This is a genomic window from Cohnella herbarum (assembly GCF_012849095.1).
Classification (GTDB): Bacteria; Bacillota; Bacilli; order Paenibacillales; family Paenibacillaceae; genus Cohnella; species Cohnella herbarum.
In genome coordinates, this window is the sequence record NZ_CP051680.1 from 3,398,708 (window position 1) to 3,415,180 (window position 16,473).

Genomic DNA, 16,473 nt, shown 5'->3' on the forward strand with positions numbered 1-16,473 from the left:
CGCCATCAGTTGATTTTGACCATCGCGCCTTTAATCGTAATGATTCCGTCCGCCAGCAGATCCAGCTTCGCTCCGCCCTTAACTTTCATCGCCGCGGTCGCTTCAAGGTTAATCTGCGTGCTCTTCAACGTGATTTCTTTCGTCGATTCTATTTTGATATCGCCCTTATTGTCGATGGTGATTTTATTCGCTCCGGACTTGATCGTAACCGTGCCCGCGGAGCTCCCCGCCATGACGATCGATTGCGCGTCGCTTTTCGTTCCTAACGTGATTTTCTCGTTCTGATCGTCGATCTCCAGCTTGATGCCTTGTTTCGTCTTTAAGGTCACCTTGCCCGCGTTCTCGGTATCGTCGAATATGAGCTCATGACCGGCTCTCGAGTAAATCTTCCGAATGTTGTTCTTCTCGTCTTTAGCCGGGGGTTTCTTATTCTTGTTCCATAGCGACCCGATCACGAACGGTTGATTCATGTTTCCGAGCAGGAAAGCTACAAGAACCTCATCCCCGACTTCGGGAACGAATAATGTTCCCATGCTGCTCCCCGACATGAGCGAAGTGATCGGAGCCCAATCGGTTTCGTGCTCGTTTTCCCTTAACGGAAATTTCAACTTTACCCGGTTTAGGCCGTTAGGATCTTGGTTATTCGTGACCGTGGCTACCATGACGCCGTTCATGGTACTGAGTCCCCCGCTTGTGCCGCTATCGGAACGGGAAGGAAAGAAGTCGTTCATCGAAGGCATTAGATCGCATTCCCTTCCACTTCGAATTTGGTAACGAACCCCTGGCTATTGATCGTATGCGTAACGCTGCTCAACACGTACGGCTGATTAAATTGCGCACCCAAGCCATCCACCTTGATGTGTCGTCCGGCGCGAATCTCGGGTAATCCTAGGCATTCGCCTTCGCCTCGCACCAATTCCATCGCGCGTTCGTTAAGCATGGAATCGGCCATCTCCTGAGCTTCCGCCTGCGATGACGCGTTACTATATACCGTTTCGATCGTATTGCTGGATAACGCCGTCATAATATCTTGACCCGTCCTGCCGTTGGTGCCGATCTTGTTAACTCCGGAAGCAGTCGCCTCGAACGATTCCCAAGTCTGGGGATCGGTCCCTCGATAGATTAACTTGCTGACTTGTTTGGAAATATCCACGACCGCAGAGTAGCTCTTAAGATTTTTACCGTACATAAGCGTAATGACCGGGCTTGCGGAAGGATTCATTTTGCGAAAATAAAGCTTTTGACCGACGATAAAAAAGTCATGATTGGTTTCTTCGGCCAAATCCCGTAAAAAGTGAAAGTCGCTCTTGCGCATTTGCTCGATCGCCGGCTTCGGCGTTAGCGTGTCGTCCACCTTAAGCTGCAGGCTGTACTTACCGCCGATTTCTTTAACGACGTCGCTAACCTTCTTTTGCTTCCATAGATTGGAGGTGATGCTTCGCATCATAAGACAGGATCGGTCCATCCCTTGCACCGAGATGGTAGGTTGGCCTTCCGATGGATAATCCACCGTGAATCCCGTGATGATGCCGTCGAACACCAACTCTAGCTTGTCGGTGTAGCCCATCTTGATCTCTATCGTTTTGCCGACGTCGATGAGCGATCCGAGCCACTTGAACTGGCGTGCCACGGCATCATAAGCGTTTTCGATTCGAAATTGAAAGGAATCCGACTTCGGTTCCATTGTCGTGTTCACCGTGAGAGCGGATACGGCGATTTGCTTCAATACGAAGCTCTGTCCATCCACGCTGATGTCGAACGCAGGCGCGAAAAAATTACGGTACTTCCGCTCAAGCTCGGCGAACGTATAAGTGGTGCTGTCGAATTTGATGGTCGCCACGATACTCTCACTCCAACCTTGGTATAATGAGCTTCCTTCCGTAAGGAAGCTTGCGCGGATTGTCGATTCCGTTCGCTTCCGCGATCGATCGCCACTGCCCGGCATCTTCGTATTCGTCCGCCGCCATCATCCACAATTGCTCGTTTTGCTTCAATGTTTTCTGCTTCGTTCTATCGGCGCTCTCGCGGGGGACTTTCTGATACTGTTCGGTCATCGATAGAATGGCGCGGAACGTGACGTTTAACGTTGCGCGAACGGGAAGACCGGAGTCCAAGAACATCGTAAACCGCTGCTGTACCTTCTCCGCGACGCCTTTGAAATCAAGCGATCCCCAGACGAACCGACAAGACGGCGGCGCATGCAACCCGTGGTCCACGTTAAGCAACCCGGAAATTTTCGCCGTGAGCTTGCGAACGTCGGTGCCCTTCTCGAAAGTATCGAAGAAGAGATCCATCGTTAGCGTCGTGGCCTCGCCGCTAATGAATTGCGCGATCGGGGATTGCAGTCCCGGGATCGTCTGCCATGCGTATTGGTTACCGGACTGGAGCACGTATTCGTTCGGATTAAATAGGACGTTAACCGTTTCTTGCGAGTCGTTCTTGGAAATGATGATTTGCGCTTTGCTTAAAGCCAACTTGGGTTCTCTCCTTTTCCGACGTTTTTAGAGCGGCTGTGAGATTTAGCTCGGCTACACCGGCTTTTTTCCTCGATTCTGCCTCATTCGACGCATTTAGAGCGGCTGTACCGCCTTATTTCCTCGATTCTGCCTCATCCGACGCATTTAGAGCGGCTGTACCGCCTTATTTCCTCGATTCTGCCTCATCCGACGCATTTAGAGCGGCTGTGCCGCCTTATTTCCTCGATTCCGCCTCATTCGATGCATTTAGAGCGGCTGTACCGCCTTATTTCCTCGGTTCTGCCTCATCCGACGCATTTAGAGCGGCTACACCGGCTTATTTCCTCGATTCTGCCTCATCCGACGCATTTAGAGCGGCTGTACCGCCTTATTTCCTCGATTCTGCCTCATTCGATGCATTTAGAGCGGCTGTGCCGCCTTAGTAACCTCTCAAACTCTGTTCGAATTTCATTCGTTTCATGAGAGATTTGTATACTTGGTCGGCGAGCTGATCCGGATTAAGCTGCGGTAGCGAGCTGATCGCTTTTTGCAGTTGTTCCGCGTTAATCTCAGGAGGTTTATCTATAACCTCTACTCGATTTTTTTCCTTATCGGATTGTACCGTTTCCTTAACGTTCCGGCGTAGTTCCAACGATGTCGGCTGCTCCCGGTCAACGTTCGAATTGTCGTCGTGAATCCGCGTTGCGGATGCCCTTGGTCCAGATCTTGGACCGGAGATCGCCGAGGTAACATGCGCCAACGATGGATTAGGCTGCTGTGCTGCACCCATGATTGACTGCGCGCTGTCTTCCGTTCCGGTCGATAGGATCATATTCGCGGCAGTTAATGGCTCCAATACGCGAATGGGCGAATATGCCGACGGCATTCGTTGCTGTTGTACCCGGCTTGTCAAGGCGGCTGACCGACTTGAAGCCGATCTTGCATGCGTGCCTAATGCTTGGATAAACGGGGCCGCCACATTCGTTCGCGTGTTCTTAGCAACAACCGCATGTGCGATATTCGCGGTAGTACGGTTGTGTTCATTCTGTTTAATCGGCTTAATCCGCTTATTTTCCAACCGATGTTTCATTAATTGAGATTCTCGCGTATTTACTTGAAATTCCTGTGCGTCCACAGCCTCGCGATAGCCCTTAGCCGCTGGTTGAATCCTTCTGCGGAATTCATGGCTAGCCACCAGGAAAGGGGTCATCTCCGATCGTTGGATAATCCCTTTAACCGGTTCCTGTTGCTGATTCAAGCTAACATTCGTTCTTGGTAAAGCTTCCTCCGTCTCGTTCTCTTGGCGAGTCGATCCCTGCGTCATCGCATTAGTCAGACTTTCTTTATCGATACTACGGCTTTCACGCTTAGCAGAGGTTGATTGTTCAGCCATTCGCCTCAACACGATCGGCGTTTGCCTAGAAGCGGCGGCAGAGCTAATAGCTCTTGCCCGAGCGGTCAAACGACTGTATGCCGTCATCGGCGCCGTATCTGTATTAAGCGATTGTTCGGATCGTCTATTCCCAGGTAACGTTGGTTTCCGGTCCTTAAGTACCGCTACTTCTTGATCGGTCTGCATCGGTACAGCCCTATTGCCTTGACGAGACTGCAACCTTGAGAATTGCCTAAGCACGAATTCATTTCGAGTCGCTCCGCTTGGCTCGGTAAATCTAGTAGCAACTTTATAATTCGTGACCGGTATCGAAGCTTCCGAATTATTCCAGTTTTTTCCAGATGTCGACGATCGTACGTTTCTTGACACTAATGGGGATGCTTTGCGAAGGGGGCTTCTCCCCAACCGACCAACGATCGCTTTCGCGGTTTGTTGAATCCCGGAACTCCGTGCCGTTTGTTTCTCGAGCAAGCGATGGGAAAGTTTCAATGTTCCGGCAACGATTTGGGGAGAACTTAGCGCTTGCGCTTTGCTCCCCTTCGAATTATCGGTTTTAGGAAAATTTCGATTACCTACGGCAAAACCCTTATGAGAATCCAGCTTCGCTACTGTCGGTGCTTGTTGCTCCACTAATCTTCTAATCCTCAATCGAAGCGGTGTAACTCGATCTGACAGCTCCCGATTCTCGACAACAGAAGCTCCACCTTCATCCTTCCAGAAAGGCTTGTACAATTTCCAAACCGCTTTCCGATGCGTATCCATGACATGTTCGGCTAAAGAAGGCAAGCCATGAGGAAATGCGCCTTGTATTCCGTTCGGAGATGGTCTTGATGATATGCTCGCTGATCGGCTTGGTAATGATCCTTGGGATTCAAGCCTAGATGAAGTCGCTGCCCCATTCGAAGATACACTTCCTGAAGCTTTCCCGGTTGCACCCGATGCTTCGCCTTGCGTCACATTTAACGGAGTACTCGATAATGCGCTTTGTGTTGCGTTTGGTATTGTCCTTTGAGATACGTTTGGTGATTCATTTGGAGATGTGCTTGGCGATGCGATTGGTATTGTACTTTGAAATGCGTTTTGGGTTTCGTTATGTGTTGCGTTTGGTATTGTCCGTTGCGATGCACTCGATGATGCACTTACTGATATATTTGACGATGCACTTGTTGTTGTATTTGGTGGTGTGCTTGGCGATACAATCGACGCTTCACTTAACGCGGCTTCATGCGAGATTCTTGATGCTGCGTTAGGTGAGACACCCGACATCGCGCTAGGAGATGCTGTCGGCAATGAATTTGGCGTTGGACTCGCTGAACGATGCTGCGACGTTGCGTCACCAAAGTTGTTCGCTCTTTCACTCTGGCGCTCTCGATTGTCGGCGATCCCACGATTTCCGGCATTAAAATCTTCGCTCCCCCTACGGTGAACAGTAGAAGTTACATTCGCACGAGAGTTCCGTGTCGGACCGCTAACGTGCGATAGTCTCAAAACGGGAATTGAGCCTGTCTGAATCGAATAACTCGTTGTTCCCTGAACGGAAGGGATAACCTTCTCTGGCGATCCCGGCATGGGATTCGATCTATTTCGAGTGGGGTTCTGCAGATTTCCGGACGATTCAGCTTGACGGGACATAATCTCACGGTTAACGAAAAGAACGTCTGCGTAGAGGGAGTTTTCCTGTTTCCATCTAGAACCTTTCGAGGTTTTCGGATTTGAAGGCGCAGGCTCCGAAACGGATCCTTTTCCCCGCTTGTCCGCAGGTGCTTTCGTAAACTTCAGCTTAGCTCTCCGAACCTCTTTCGGTTCGCGAAACGCCGCATTAACCGTTGCAGTGAGCGGCCATGCAACCCGGCTCTCGATCGACTCGGCGAAAGATTGCCTGACGGATTCGCGATACTTAACGGCTGGAGCCTCGAAGCTTTCTCCCGACTCCTGCCGGTCCGAATCCGCGACATCATGGGAAAGATCCGATTTATCGCTTGCCGACATCGGAAGCAAACGAGCTTCCGTTGCCGCTTTTCCCTCGCCCCGACCGCGAACTTTACCCCTCTCAACGTTCTCCGAACGCACTTGAGGCGTACCGTTAATCGCCAGCTCGCGTAACTTACGCTGTTCAATGACGATCCGATCCACTTCACGGACGACGATCACCTTGCGCTCTACGACCTTTTCCTGTTGCACGATCTTCTCTTGCTTTACGATCTTCTCCTGCTGAACGATCCTCTCACGCTCTACGACTTTCTCCTGTTGCACAACCTTCTCTTGCTTTACGATCTTCTCCTGCAGCACGATCTTCTCGCGCTCTACCACTTTCTCTTGCTGCACGACCTTCTCTTGCTTTACGATCTTCTCCCGATCGATGATTTTCTCTCGTTTAACGACGCGTTCCCGCTCAACTAGCCGGTCCCTATCTATGAACCTATTTTTCGCATCGACGGATTGATCCTTCTTTGCCGCCACTAGCGTAGCCGGAACCGTTGGCTGAATTGGCGTTTGAGTTCGATAGACGGCCTGGCTTGAAGGCGATTTCCTTGTCGCTTTGCGGCCTTCCGCCGCATTCATCTTGAAAATAAGGGGTTGACCGCTCTTGACTCCGCGGCGGATGGGACCGTACTTGTCGGAAATGACGCTGGCAAACTTGTTATGAGAAACTTTCAAGCCAGGCGTTTGTCGATTCCACGCTTTAATGCGGCCCATCCTAACCCCTCCATTCCTCTTCTGATAATTGCCGATGACATCTCATTCATCTACTTAAATCACGATCGCTCGCCCACATAATTAAGATCGGAAAATCGTTTTGATTCCGTTGTGCACAAGCTCTATCGTTTCGATGGCGACTTCGCTCGTCGCAGCGTTCAGGCTCGGGCCGCTCCACTTCGTCGGATAAGCATCGAAGAAATTCCACCTGCACAGCTCCGTGCCGTCATGCTTATACAGGATGATGGAACCGCTCTTGCGAACCACTTTGCCGAGAGAAGATTGCGAGTACCAGTTCCATAGTTCCTGGGAGGAAGACAATCCGCGCCTCAGAATAATCGAGGAGTTCCTCACGCCCTTGGGCAATCGGTGAACGTATCCGTTAACCCCGCCTTCGCGAATTTCCTCGTATTCGATCTGCGATTCCAATCCCTGAACCTCGGAAAACCCGGCAACAAGCATATGGTCGAGCTCGACCAGGAAGCGAAACGCTCCGTTCACATTATGATTCATAGCCGCTACGGTCACGTTCCGTCATCACCTCTTCCCGAAAACATCGAATACGTTCTGTTTATCCGGTTCGTCGTTCAACTTCCGGTTGATTTTCGATATTTCGTCGCACCACCGCCGACGTTCGCGATGTTCCATATTCATAATGTCATCATGGGGCCAATGGAAATAATAGGCGATAAAGCCGACTTCCTCGTAGATTCGCTCTGGCGAATGAACTACGAGAGGCCCTCCGTTACGGATAAAAAATCGACTTCCACCTCGAACTCGTGATCGCATTTCGGACATGCCGTATGAAGCTTCGGAGCTTCTAAATCGTTAATTTGCCGGTATAAGTTTTGCAAATACGCCAAATCCGCGGTAAACAATTTCTCTATCGTTTTCGTATCAACGTGTTTAACGTCGCCTAGACGAGTAATCACCCGGGCAAGCAAAATTACGGTCAGGTAGCCTTGATTCTGCTGAACGCGAGGATCCCGCATCGGCAATATTTCGTCGGCCGCGGTAGCTAACCGCATGACCCCTCGTTTGTGCAGCGTGCCGCTATCGTCCACATATCCTCGCGGCAGTTCGAAATCGTATTCCGTTTGGAAAGCCATTTGGATGATTCACTCCTAACTAGAACGGGTTATATAAAAAAGGAAAACAAGAGAGAGGGCCTCCCTTGTCGGTGAATCTCTATTCTATTGTTCTTCCGCGGTCCTGCCGCTCTGTATCAATAACGTTACGGCATAACGTTAAATGGATATCCACAACGCATATCAATCAAATAACGTTATCTCCTAACGTTATTGCCTCGAATCACGGAAACATATGGCTCGTTACAGCGCAATAGCGGTATCGCATATCGCTATTGCGCTAGTAAAGAGCGGTCAATCTCGATTATGCCGTACGAGTCATTCCTTCATGAGCAAGCTCAAGGAGTTCGATGGCGACTTCAGCGCCGGAACCGTTAAAGCCCGGAGCCGTATAACGAACCGGCCATGCTTCGATAACTTGCCAAGTGGCAACGTCGCCGCCTTCGTCATCGATCGCAATGATCGTTACCGTCTTGCGCTCGATCGTGCCTTCAATGCACGCTTGCACCCATTCATAGAGCTCCATCGATTCCGTCGAGCCCCACTTCAGGGTAATGTTACCGTAACGGGCTAGGCCCGCAAGCTTACGGGGGGTAATAACTTCATTGCCTTCCCGGTACTGCACGACATCGAACGAAGCGTCGAATCCGCCGACTTCGCTGAATCCGGCTTGTTCAAGTCCTTCAATCTCTACGCGGAACCTAAAATTACGGTATGGATCGTTACGTTCTCCTGGCATGGGTATCCCCTTCCGTTCAATTTATATTCGGTTTATTCAGATCCGGTTTTCTGAGTAATGCGGAAGACAACGAACTCGGCAGGTTTAACGGGAGCAACGCCGATCACGCAGATGAGGCGACCGTTGTCGATGTCGTCCTGAGTCATCGTGCTGCGGCCGATATCGATGTAGAATGCCTCCGATGCGCTATTGCCGATCAACGCCCCATCGCGCCAGATCCTTGTCAGGAAGGCATCGATCGTACGTTGCACGCGGGCCCATAATTGATCGTTATTCGGCTCGAACACGACCCAGTTAGTGCCGCCTTTAATCGACTCTTCCAAGAAAATGAACAGACGACGTACGTTGACGTATTTCCAAAGCGTATTGGAGGATGCCGTTCTAGCTCCCCATACACGAATCCCTTGACCCGTGAAGGAACGTATCAAGTTGACTCCCGCCGGATTGAGAATATCTTGTTCGCCTTTATTGTATTGAACGTCCAGGCCGACTACGCCGCGAAGCACTTCGTTCGCCGGCGCCTTCTGCACGCCGCGCGTTGTGTCGGAACGGGAGTAAATACCCGCGATCGTACCGGATGGAGGAACGAAAATGTTTCTCTTATCTAGCGGATCGAATACCGATAGCCAAGGATTGTAAAGCGCGCAATAGCTGGAATCGAACAGGTTGCGATGCGTCATGACGTCCGCGACTTTCGTTTTCTCCCGCGGAATGTCCAAGATCGCGAAACGACTGCCCAAGTTCTCGCAATGAGCGACTAACGATAATTGCACATTGGCATCCGTCACGCCCGGAATGGCCATAATGCTGACGACGTCGTTGTCGATGAAAGCCTGAATTCCCGTACGACGACCAGGACCGCGATCTTCTCCGATGAAATCGGATGCAGCGATTCCGGATACGGAACCGTCGGTACCGCCGGCAAGCACGAATTCTACTTTACCTTCCGCACCGGCTCCGGTAATGGCATCGAAAGGATGCGTAGCGTCCGTCGACGTGATCAACGCGCGAACGTTAACCAGATTGGACCGTCCGGCGACTTTCTCCACGAACGTAGGCGCTTCGGGATTCAAAGATACCCTCTCGTAGCTTTCTACTTCGTCGCTGTAGACGACATGAAGCGAAAACTCGCTGGTCGATAAAATCTTGGTAGGCAGCAAAGCGTTGTCAACGACGTCTCCGCTCAAAGCTTCCGCAAGCTCGATTACGTTACCTTGTACGCTGACGATCCGATTATATTGCGTCTCGCCTCCGGCGTTATAGGCAACGACATCGCCTGCGTAGAAACCGCCTGCGTTCTTAACGCGATAGCGTTTATCCGTAACTTCATAGATTTGCGTCTTGGCTTTGCTGGCATCGGTAAGAACGACCTTAACCAGGTTGCCCCATGCTCCGGGATTCTTCGTCGTGATGCTGAGCTTCTCCGAAACAGAACCGAGGTTGGTTGCCAGTTGCGCATCGGAAGGAGCAACGCGCATCACGTAACAACGGGATCCCCCGTTCGTGAAAAATTGGTCTACCGCGTACGCTAGGTAGCGATAGCTTCCAAACGCGCTTTCGGATAAATACGAACCGTAATTGCGTTGAAAATCGGCGGGACTGGTAATCAACAGCGGCAAACCTTCGACCGCTCCCCGTTGTGCAAGACCGATAAAACCGGCCGTGCTCGTGCTTACGCCATCGAGCGGCTTCGAGCCACTCTCGAATTCCTCTACGTATACCCCAGGCGACAAATACTCTGCCATGTTCCCCGGTTTCTCCCTTGATACGAAATTATGCCGATTCTAGTTGATCGTATGGGGAAAACCAGTTCCTCCTCTCTTATAATGGGTTTATCTTTCGTCAACCGGAAACGCATTGCCAAGCGGCACTCGGCCCAATCAACGCCACACACAATTCATAATTCTTTACAATCGGACAGGAGGAATCTGAATGACCCTTCCGCCCTCCGCCTTCCACACGGCTGCTAGTCTGCGGTCACCGGCTACGATCTCAACGTTGACCGGACAGACGGAAGGCAGTAATCCCCGAAAAGGAATGACCGCGAATCCATTCTTGTCGCTCGTTGTTCTAACGGCAGCCAACAACTTCGTACCGCGATTCCATTTCCGGTTGAAGGGCCGTTCCAAGCCGATTACGGACGGATCGCCATGCCAATCGACCATCGCGTTCCATTCCGTCGCCGTTCCTTCCCTTTCCTTAACGACGAACGAATCTCCCGGCGAAAGCTTAGTAACGCCATGGGAAATCCGAATCCGCTTACATTCGCCATCGGCGTCGTCGTCGGCCAATCGTCCCCTTACCGCCGACTCGTCGTCGATATACGCGGACAGTTGCGCGCCTTGCAGCGGCAAACCGGACTCGTCGCATACTTGAACGATCAACCCCGTAGCGGCGGCAGGAGGAAGATATGTTCGATTCGGAAGCAGGCTAACCGTTAAAATAGGAGGCACTGCTCCGTCCTCGGACAACATAATTTCTTTGCGGTATTCTATGTATGTAGAAGAAGTAATAACCAGAGTGCAAGTTTGCCCCGCGTAATCCAGGAACGCATAGCTGCCGTCCGACGTTCGGATCGGCTTGCGTTCGGTTTCCGTCAGCGCCACCCGAATCGAAGAAGCGCCAGGCGTGAATCCTGTCCACACGTCGATGGGCTTGACGACTAACGAACAGCGGGTAACGAACGTTCTTTCCGCCCGGGTCAAGAACCTTCGCCTCCCTTGTCGCGCAACGTAATCTTGCGTTCCAGAACGCGAGGTCCGGGTTTCACGCGGTTGGACTCGAGCAGAACGGGTCCGACGCGGTATGCTAGCGAAAGCTTATAAGGGTTATCTCCGAATTGCCACAGCTGGGTAAGCTGCTCCGTGTTGAAGTTCTCCGCCGTAATCCGAAGTTCTTCGTTATTTTCCGCAAGAGAGCCCTCTAAATAAGGACTTCGCAGAACGGAATTGTCGTAGAGCACTTGCATGACCTTGCCCAAGACACGATGCTCGTCCAGTGTTCGCGTATGCAGATCCGCCGTGGAATGCGCCGTTAAAATATAGTGCAAATCGACGGCTAGAGGGGGGTATCGCAATATTCCGCCTTGAGCCTGCATTTCATTCCGTCTCGCTTCCCCGTTCTCCCGTATGCTGCATAAGTAGAGCGAGAGAACGAAATCGCCTTTGTCCACGGGGGATGCCATGCCGATCAGATCTGGACGCGGAACGGGATCCGGAGACAACTGCTCACGAAGCAGCTTCAACAAGCTGGAGCCGACATCCGCGATAACGGTATAACCTCCGATGAGAGTTCCTCCTCCCTTGCCGAACATAAACCGATAAAATTCAAGGTAAAACGTGGTAAAACGCCATACTCAATCATTATAACTGTAAAAATTCTGGCTGACTATCCAAATGTTTCGTGGATTTTGTCGTAATATGGCGAAAATGCGTCCTTGACTAGGATTTTCCCCATTTTTCTTAATTCTTGCTGAGCGGCACGGACGAAATGCTCCATCCCGATCGGCGAATCGTCCGTCGCGGCTAGGAAGGCCGCAGCTAAAACGATGTTCTTGATATACCCTCCGGAAACGTCAAGCCGGGCAGCCAGAAACGCTAAATCCAAGTTGTCCGATACGGGCGCGGCCGACGGTAGATGAGCGCGGAAAATCTGTTCTCTTTCCTCCGGTCCGGGGAAGGGGAACTTGATCACGAAGCTCATCCTTCGAATCAACGCTTCGTCCATGTTCTGCATCAGGTTGGTCGCGAGCACGGTGACGCCGTCGTACGCTTCGATCCGCTGCAGTAAATAAGCCGCTTCCAAATTCGCGTACTTATCGTGAGCGTCTTTGACCTCCGTCCGCTTGCCGAAGAGAGCGTCCCCTTCATCGAAGAAAAGAATCGCGCCGCTATTCTCGGCCTCCGAGAACAACTCGCTAAGCCGTTGCTCCGTTTCTCCGATATACTTGCTTACGATTCTGGAAAGATCGATGCGGTACAGTTCCAATCCGAGCTCCCCGGCGATGATCTCGGCGGCCATCGTCTTGCCCGTGCCCGGCGGACCCGCGAAGAGCAAGCTCAACCCTTTGCCGTAAGGCAGCTTCTTTCCGAACCCCCAACGCTGGAACACCGTTTCGCGATGCATAAACCGATTGCAAGCTTCCCGAATGAGAGAGTAAGGCTCGTCTGCCAATACAAGATCGTCCCACGTCCTAGCCGGAACGATTCGATCGGCCAATTGGGCAAGCCGATGTCTGAATTGCCCGCGGCTCGCCGTCTCCAGGTCTGATCTAACCGGCTTCGAGTACCCGCGAGCCTTCGCGATCGAGACGGCTTGTCTCCATGCCCTCTCGATCTGGCCCGGGGTGAAGCGATACTTGTCCGCCAGCTCTCGACAAAGCTGCTCGGGGTATTCGCCGTTCAAGTCCATCGCCTCCGCCCGCCAGAACGCTTCGCGGATGGCCGCGTCGGGGATGCCGACTTCTCCGTAAATCCACCCCGCTAATGGAGGCAGCGGCAGTTCGGAAGGTTGCCGCTTCACGTTGGAGGTCCAACAGATGAGCGGCCTTCGCGCAAATCGAGCGTACGATGCGAAAGCCGCATTCCACAATCCGTAATGGGATACGGCGGAACCGACGATCGCATGTTCCTCGGTCAAGCAGATCGCCGAATCGGTCAAGACCGCTTCCCTCACGATTCGGGACATCGCCACCCTCGCTTGCTGGGGATCCGTCGGCATGTCGCGAAGCGCTACGACCAATAGAGGTTGACTCCTTGCGCTAGACAGGTGGCGAAGACGCAGCTTCTTGCCTCCTCCTTCGGGTCCCGACAAATGGATAAACGGAATGCTCTCCGTCTTCCGAGAATCAGCCAAACCGCTAAACGAATCGCTTACGGAATCGTTCGGAACCAGCACCGGGAGCTCGGTTAGCTCTTGAGGGCTGAAGACGGTTGCTATTCCTTCTAAACGGGAATCCAACGCTTCCGTTTGCATTAGGAAACTTACCGTTCGGTCATCGAGCCTCATTGCCGTTTTTAACTTCGGCCGCGCTTGGCTGCCGGTAACGTTGACTTCGTAAGGATCCTCCGACTCTAGCAATATGCTGCGAATGACTCCGCTGCCATTCAAATATTGCCTTGCCAGCGTTCGTTCGTCGGCCGAATCGCAAAGAAGCCTATACGCCAAATCCGGCGTAGGCGACTTGCATGTTACATCGTCGTTGAAATAAGCGAACCATTTCTCGTATTGACGGCTATGCTCCGCGGCGAGACAAAACACGACGAACCGACGCTCCCAGACCGTTAGGCGAAGCCTCGAACAAATCTGAGCCAATGGCAGCGTAACGCCCGCGTTCATGGCTGCTTCCGCGGATACCGTGATCGACTGCTCGAATGCTTTCCTAATCTCGAGATATCGAAGCCAATCCGTCACCGGTTCGTCCGTTCGGTCGTCCGACTCCGTATCGCGAAGTTCTTCCGCGGTCACGACAAGCCCCCTTGCGCCGATTAGGGGAAACGCAAACGGATTGCCTCCGCCGATCTCCAGCAGCGTCCGAAAGCCGGCTTCAAGCCAACGTAATTCATCATCAAGATGCTCTTGCCCGTTTCGATAGGGCTCTAGATGTGCCACGGCATCTCATCTCCTTTCCGCTTATTCGCACCCGCTAGCGGCGCAATAAGGTCAACACCGCGATATCGTCGGATTGCGGCGCTCCGTCCGTAAACATAAATACATGCATGAGTAACGCGTCGATAATTTCCGCGCTGGACATTCCGGGGGTCATCTCAAGAAATTGCTGCAATCTATCGGGCGAATATTGTTCTTGCACGGCATTCTCGGCTTCCGTAATCCCATCCGTATAGAGAAGCAAGCGGTCCCCATGCCCCAATGTCAAATACCCGTCGTGATAGACGGCTTCCTCCATCGCGGCAAGTGGCAAACTCTTCTTTAATTTTACAGGCTCGATCTTGCCGTCCGCGCGGACGACGTAAGGCGTGCAATGCCCGCCTTCGCTCATGACCACTTCGCCCGTCGAGCAAGTGAACACCCCGCAGACAATCGTCGCGAACACAAGCGGATTATCCCGGGCCAATTCTTCGTTAACCGTGGTGAGCAATTCTCCCGGCGAAAGACCCGGACCCATTTTCCCCTTAAGCAACGTAAGCGTTACGGCCATGAACAATGCCGCGGGAATCCCCTTGTCCGAAACGTCGCCAAGCGCAAAAAATAAATGATCGTCGTCGATTTTGAAGAAGTTGTAGAAGTCTCCTCCGACTTCTTTGGCGGATTTAAGCAACGCGCACACGTCGTAAGGCTCCTGCGAGGACGGCATGATCCGCGGAAGAAAGCTCATCTGGATCGTACCGGCGATCTGCAATTCGCTTTCCAGCCTTTCCTTAATGGCGGTCGTCGTCTTAAGCGCTTCAAGCGAGTGCTCCACCTGCGCATACAGACGCGCATTCTCCAGCGCGACGGCCATCGGCTGGGCAACCCTCTCGAGCAGATGGCGATCGCGTTTCGTAAATGGCCGAGTGCCTTTCTTATTGACGACCTGTAGCACGCCTTCGACAAGTCCTCCGTTCAAGATGGGTACGGTAAGCAGATTGCGGGTCACGAAACCCGTAGATTGGGCGACGCGGTTGGACCATCTGGGATCCGTTTTCGTATCGTTAACGATTATGCTTTGGCCGTTCTGGGCGACATAACCGGCGATACCTTCACCGGATTTAAGCCGGATCTCTCGCACTTCATCTCCCTTATCCCCTTGGGCAAGCTCGAAGAAAAGCTCGTCCGTGTCCGGATCGAGCAGCAATACGGAAGCCGCTTCCACGGGAATTACCTGCTTTGCGGTGTTCATGATAAGCTCCATCTGCTCCCGGCGTTTCAAGGTTGAATTGAGTTGCATGCTAATATCGAATAATACCTTGCTGCGCTTGATCCGGCCTCGAAGAAAGGCATACATGATTCCCAAGCCGAGTAAGATGCCTGCTAATAAGCCCAGTATAGGCCCCACCCATTGTCCATCCACCGGATTTTACCTCCCGCCTCCGTTTACGGCCGTTATTGAACTATTTATTAACCATAGTCAACGCTTCGTCCGTCGAAGCCGCCGTCTCTAGAATGCTTAAAAAGCCCGACATCTCGAATACGTCCCGTACCTGATCGCTCATATTCGCGCACACGAGTTTACCTTGCAAGCTTCTTATCTTCTTCGCGGCTACCAGTACGACCCGCAAACCGGCGCTGCTAATGTATTGCATATCGGTAAAATCAAAAACAAACCGCGTATGTCCTTCGCCGGTCAACGATAAAAATGCAGCTTCCGCCGTCTGGGCATGATGACCGTCCAATCGACCTTCTATACTCATTATCGTAGCGCCTTCGCGCTGTGTCGTCACAATATTCATCGGATCGCGCCCTCCTGATTCTCATAACATTTTACGTAAAATCATCCGGTTTCCCGTTTCCGTTCTCTCATAGACAACTTCGTTCATCGTCCGCCTGACGAAAAAAATGCCCAGACCTCCAATCGCACGCTCTTCCACGCTTAACGTGAGATCGGGCTCATCTTGTTCCAGAGGGTTAAAGGGCATTCCATCGTCCTCCAACCGCACTTCGATTTGACCGGGGTCGTACCGAACCGTCAAAGCGATCGAATGCTGACCGCCTTGAGGAAATCCGTAGGAGATCGTATTGGTCAGTAATTCCTCGCACGCGAGCGTCAGATCCCACTTCAACCGGGCGGGCCAATCGAAACGAAGTCCGACTTCCTCGAAAAAAGCATGCAAACGATCCAACTCGCCCAAGTGATTGGCTAGCTGAATGAAGGCAATCTCCATACGGCCATTTCCTTGCTCCGCCACCCTAAGCACCCCGCTTCTTCTCGCCGGCGTTCGAGATTTTCCAACTCTTTCTATCATATCATATTGAATCTGACAAAAAATGCAGTTTTTCGGCACTTTCTTATAGCGAGTTTTCGAAATGTCAGATTTTCGACACCGAGAAGGTTGGATGCAACTAGGGACTGAGGAGCGGAACGGGCAAAAGCAAAACTTACTTGAGCACCGGATGTCCTGGTTGAGAAGATAGGGTGCTAGGGATCGATGAGCGGAGCCTAAT

At 52.1% G+C, this 16,473-nt stretch carries 15 protein-coding genes; all 15 read right to left on the reverse strand.

Features of this window, described 5'->3' with window-relative positions; translation table 11 throughout:
- Positions 1 to 5: 5 nt before the first annotated feature.
- Positions 6 to 740 carry a phage baseplate assembly protein V gene (locus HH215_RS15175; RefSeq protein ID WP_254450496.1) on the reverse strand — a complete coding sequence of 245 codons (735 nt, stop codon included), beginning with the start codon at positions 738 to 740 and terminating at the stop codon, positions 6 to 8.
- A complete protein-coding gene (locus HH215_RS15180; protein ID WP_169280671.1) occupies positions 740 to 1,840 on the reverse strand; it encodes a phage late control D family protein in 1,101 nt (366 codons plus the stop codon). The genes HH215_RS15175 and HH215_RS15180 overlap by 1 nt, the downstream gene beginning before the upstream one ends.
- A 7-nt stretch (positions 1,841 to 1,847) precedes the next feature.
- A complete protein-coding gene (locus HH215_RS15185; RefSeq protein ID WP_169280672.1) occupies positions 1,848 to 2,474 on the reverse strand; it encodes a CIS tube protein in 627 nt (208 codons plus the stop codon).
- 421 nt (positions 2,475 to 2,895) lie between these two features.
- Complete coding sequence (locus HH215_RS15190; RefSeq protein ID WP_169280673.1) at positions 2,896 to 6,546, reverse strand: hypothetical protein; 3,651 nt, start codon at positions 6,544 to 6,546, stop codon at positions 2,896 to 2,898.
- A gap of 81 nt (positions 6,547 to 6,627) precedes the next feature.
- Positions 6,628 to 7,074: a phage tail protein gene (locus HH215_RS15195; RefSeq protein WP_254450497.1), complete on the reverse strand. Its 447-nt coding sequence runs from the start codon at positions 7,072 to 7,074 to the stop codon at positions 6,628 to 6,630.
- 9 nt (positions 7,075 to 7,083) lie between these two features.
- Positions 7,084 to 7,344, reverse strand: a complete 261-nt coding sequence (locus HH215_RS36855) for a DUF6760 family protein (protein ID WP_310735598.1) — start codon at positions 7,342 to 7,344, stop codon at positions 7,084 to 7,086.
- Positions 7,275 to 7,655 (reverse strand): phage tail assembly protein, encoded by a 381-nt coding sequence (locus HH215_RS15205; protein WP_169280674.1) that lies wholly within the window; start codon positions 7,653 to 7,655, stop codon positions 7,275 to 7,277. The genes HH215_RS36855 and HH215_RS15205 overlap by 70 nt, the downstream gene beginning before the upstream one ends.
- A 283-nt stretch (positions 7,656 to 7,938) precedes the next feature.
- Positions 7,939 to 8,373, reverse strand: coding sequence for a phage tail protein (locus HH215_RS15210; protein WP_169280675.1), 435 nt, complete (start codon positions 8,371 to 8,373; stop codon positions 7,939 to 7,941).
- A 32-nt stretch (positions 8,374 to 8,405) separates the two neighbouring features.
- The gene (locus HH215_RS15215; protein WP_169280676.1) at positions 8,406 to 10,118 is read right to left on the reverse strand and encodes a phage tail sheath family protein; all 1,713 of its coding nucleotides are present in this window, start codon (positions 10,116 to 10,118) and stop codon (positions 8,406 to 8,408) included.
- Between the two features lie 162 nt (positions 10,119 to 10,280).
- Positions 10,281 to 11,078, reverse strand: coding sequence for a hypothetical protein (locus tag HH215_RS15220; RefSeq protein WP_169280677.1), 798 nt, complete (start codon positions 11,076 to 11,078; stop codon positions 10,281 to 10,283).
- The gene (locus HH215_RS15225; RefSeq protein WP_169280678.1) at positions 11,075 to 11,686 is read right to left on the reverse strand and encodes a Pvc16 family protein; all 612 of its coding nucleotides are present in this window, start codon (positions 11,684 to 11,686) and stop codon (positions 11,075 to 11,077) included. The genes HH215_RS15220 and HH215_RS15225 overlap by 4 nt, the downstream gene beginning before the upstream one ends.
- Before the next feature lie 74 nt (positions 11,687 to 11,760).
- On the reverse strand, positions 11,761 to 13,983 hold the full coding sequence (locus tag HH215_RS15230; RefSeq protein WP_169280679.1) for an ATP-binding protein: 2,223 nt from the start codon (positions 13,981 to 13,983) through the stop codon (positions 11,761 to 11,763).
- A 34-nt stretch (positions 13,984 to 14,017) separates the two neighbouring features.
- A complete protein-coding gene (locus HH215_RS15235) occupies positions 14,018 to 15,382 on the reverse strand; it encodes a PP2C family protein-serine/threonine phosphatase (protein WP_169280680.1) in 1,365 nt (454 codons plus the stop codon).
- A gap of 40 nt (positions 15,383 to 15,422) precedes the next feature.
- Positions 15,423 to 15,761, reverse strand: coding sequence for an STAS domain-containing protein (locus tag HH215_RS15240; RefSeq protein WP_169280681.1), 339 nt, complete (start codon positions 15,759 to 15,761; stop codon positions 15,423 to 15,425).
- Positions 15,762 to 15,782: 21 nt separating this feature from the next.
- The gene (locus tag HH215_RS15245) at positions 15,783 to 16,217 is read right to left on the reverse strand and encodes an ATP-binding protein (protein ID WP_169280682.1); all 435 of its coding nucleotides are present in this window, start codon (positions 16,215 to 16,217) and stop codon (positions 15,783 to 15,785) included.
- Between the last annotated feature and the right edge of the window lie 256 nt (positions 16,218 to 16,473).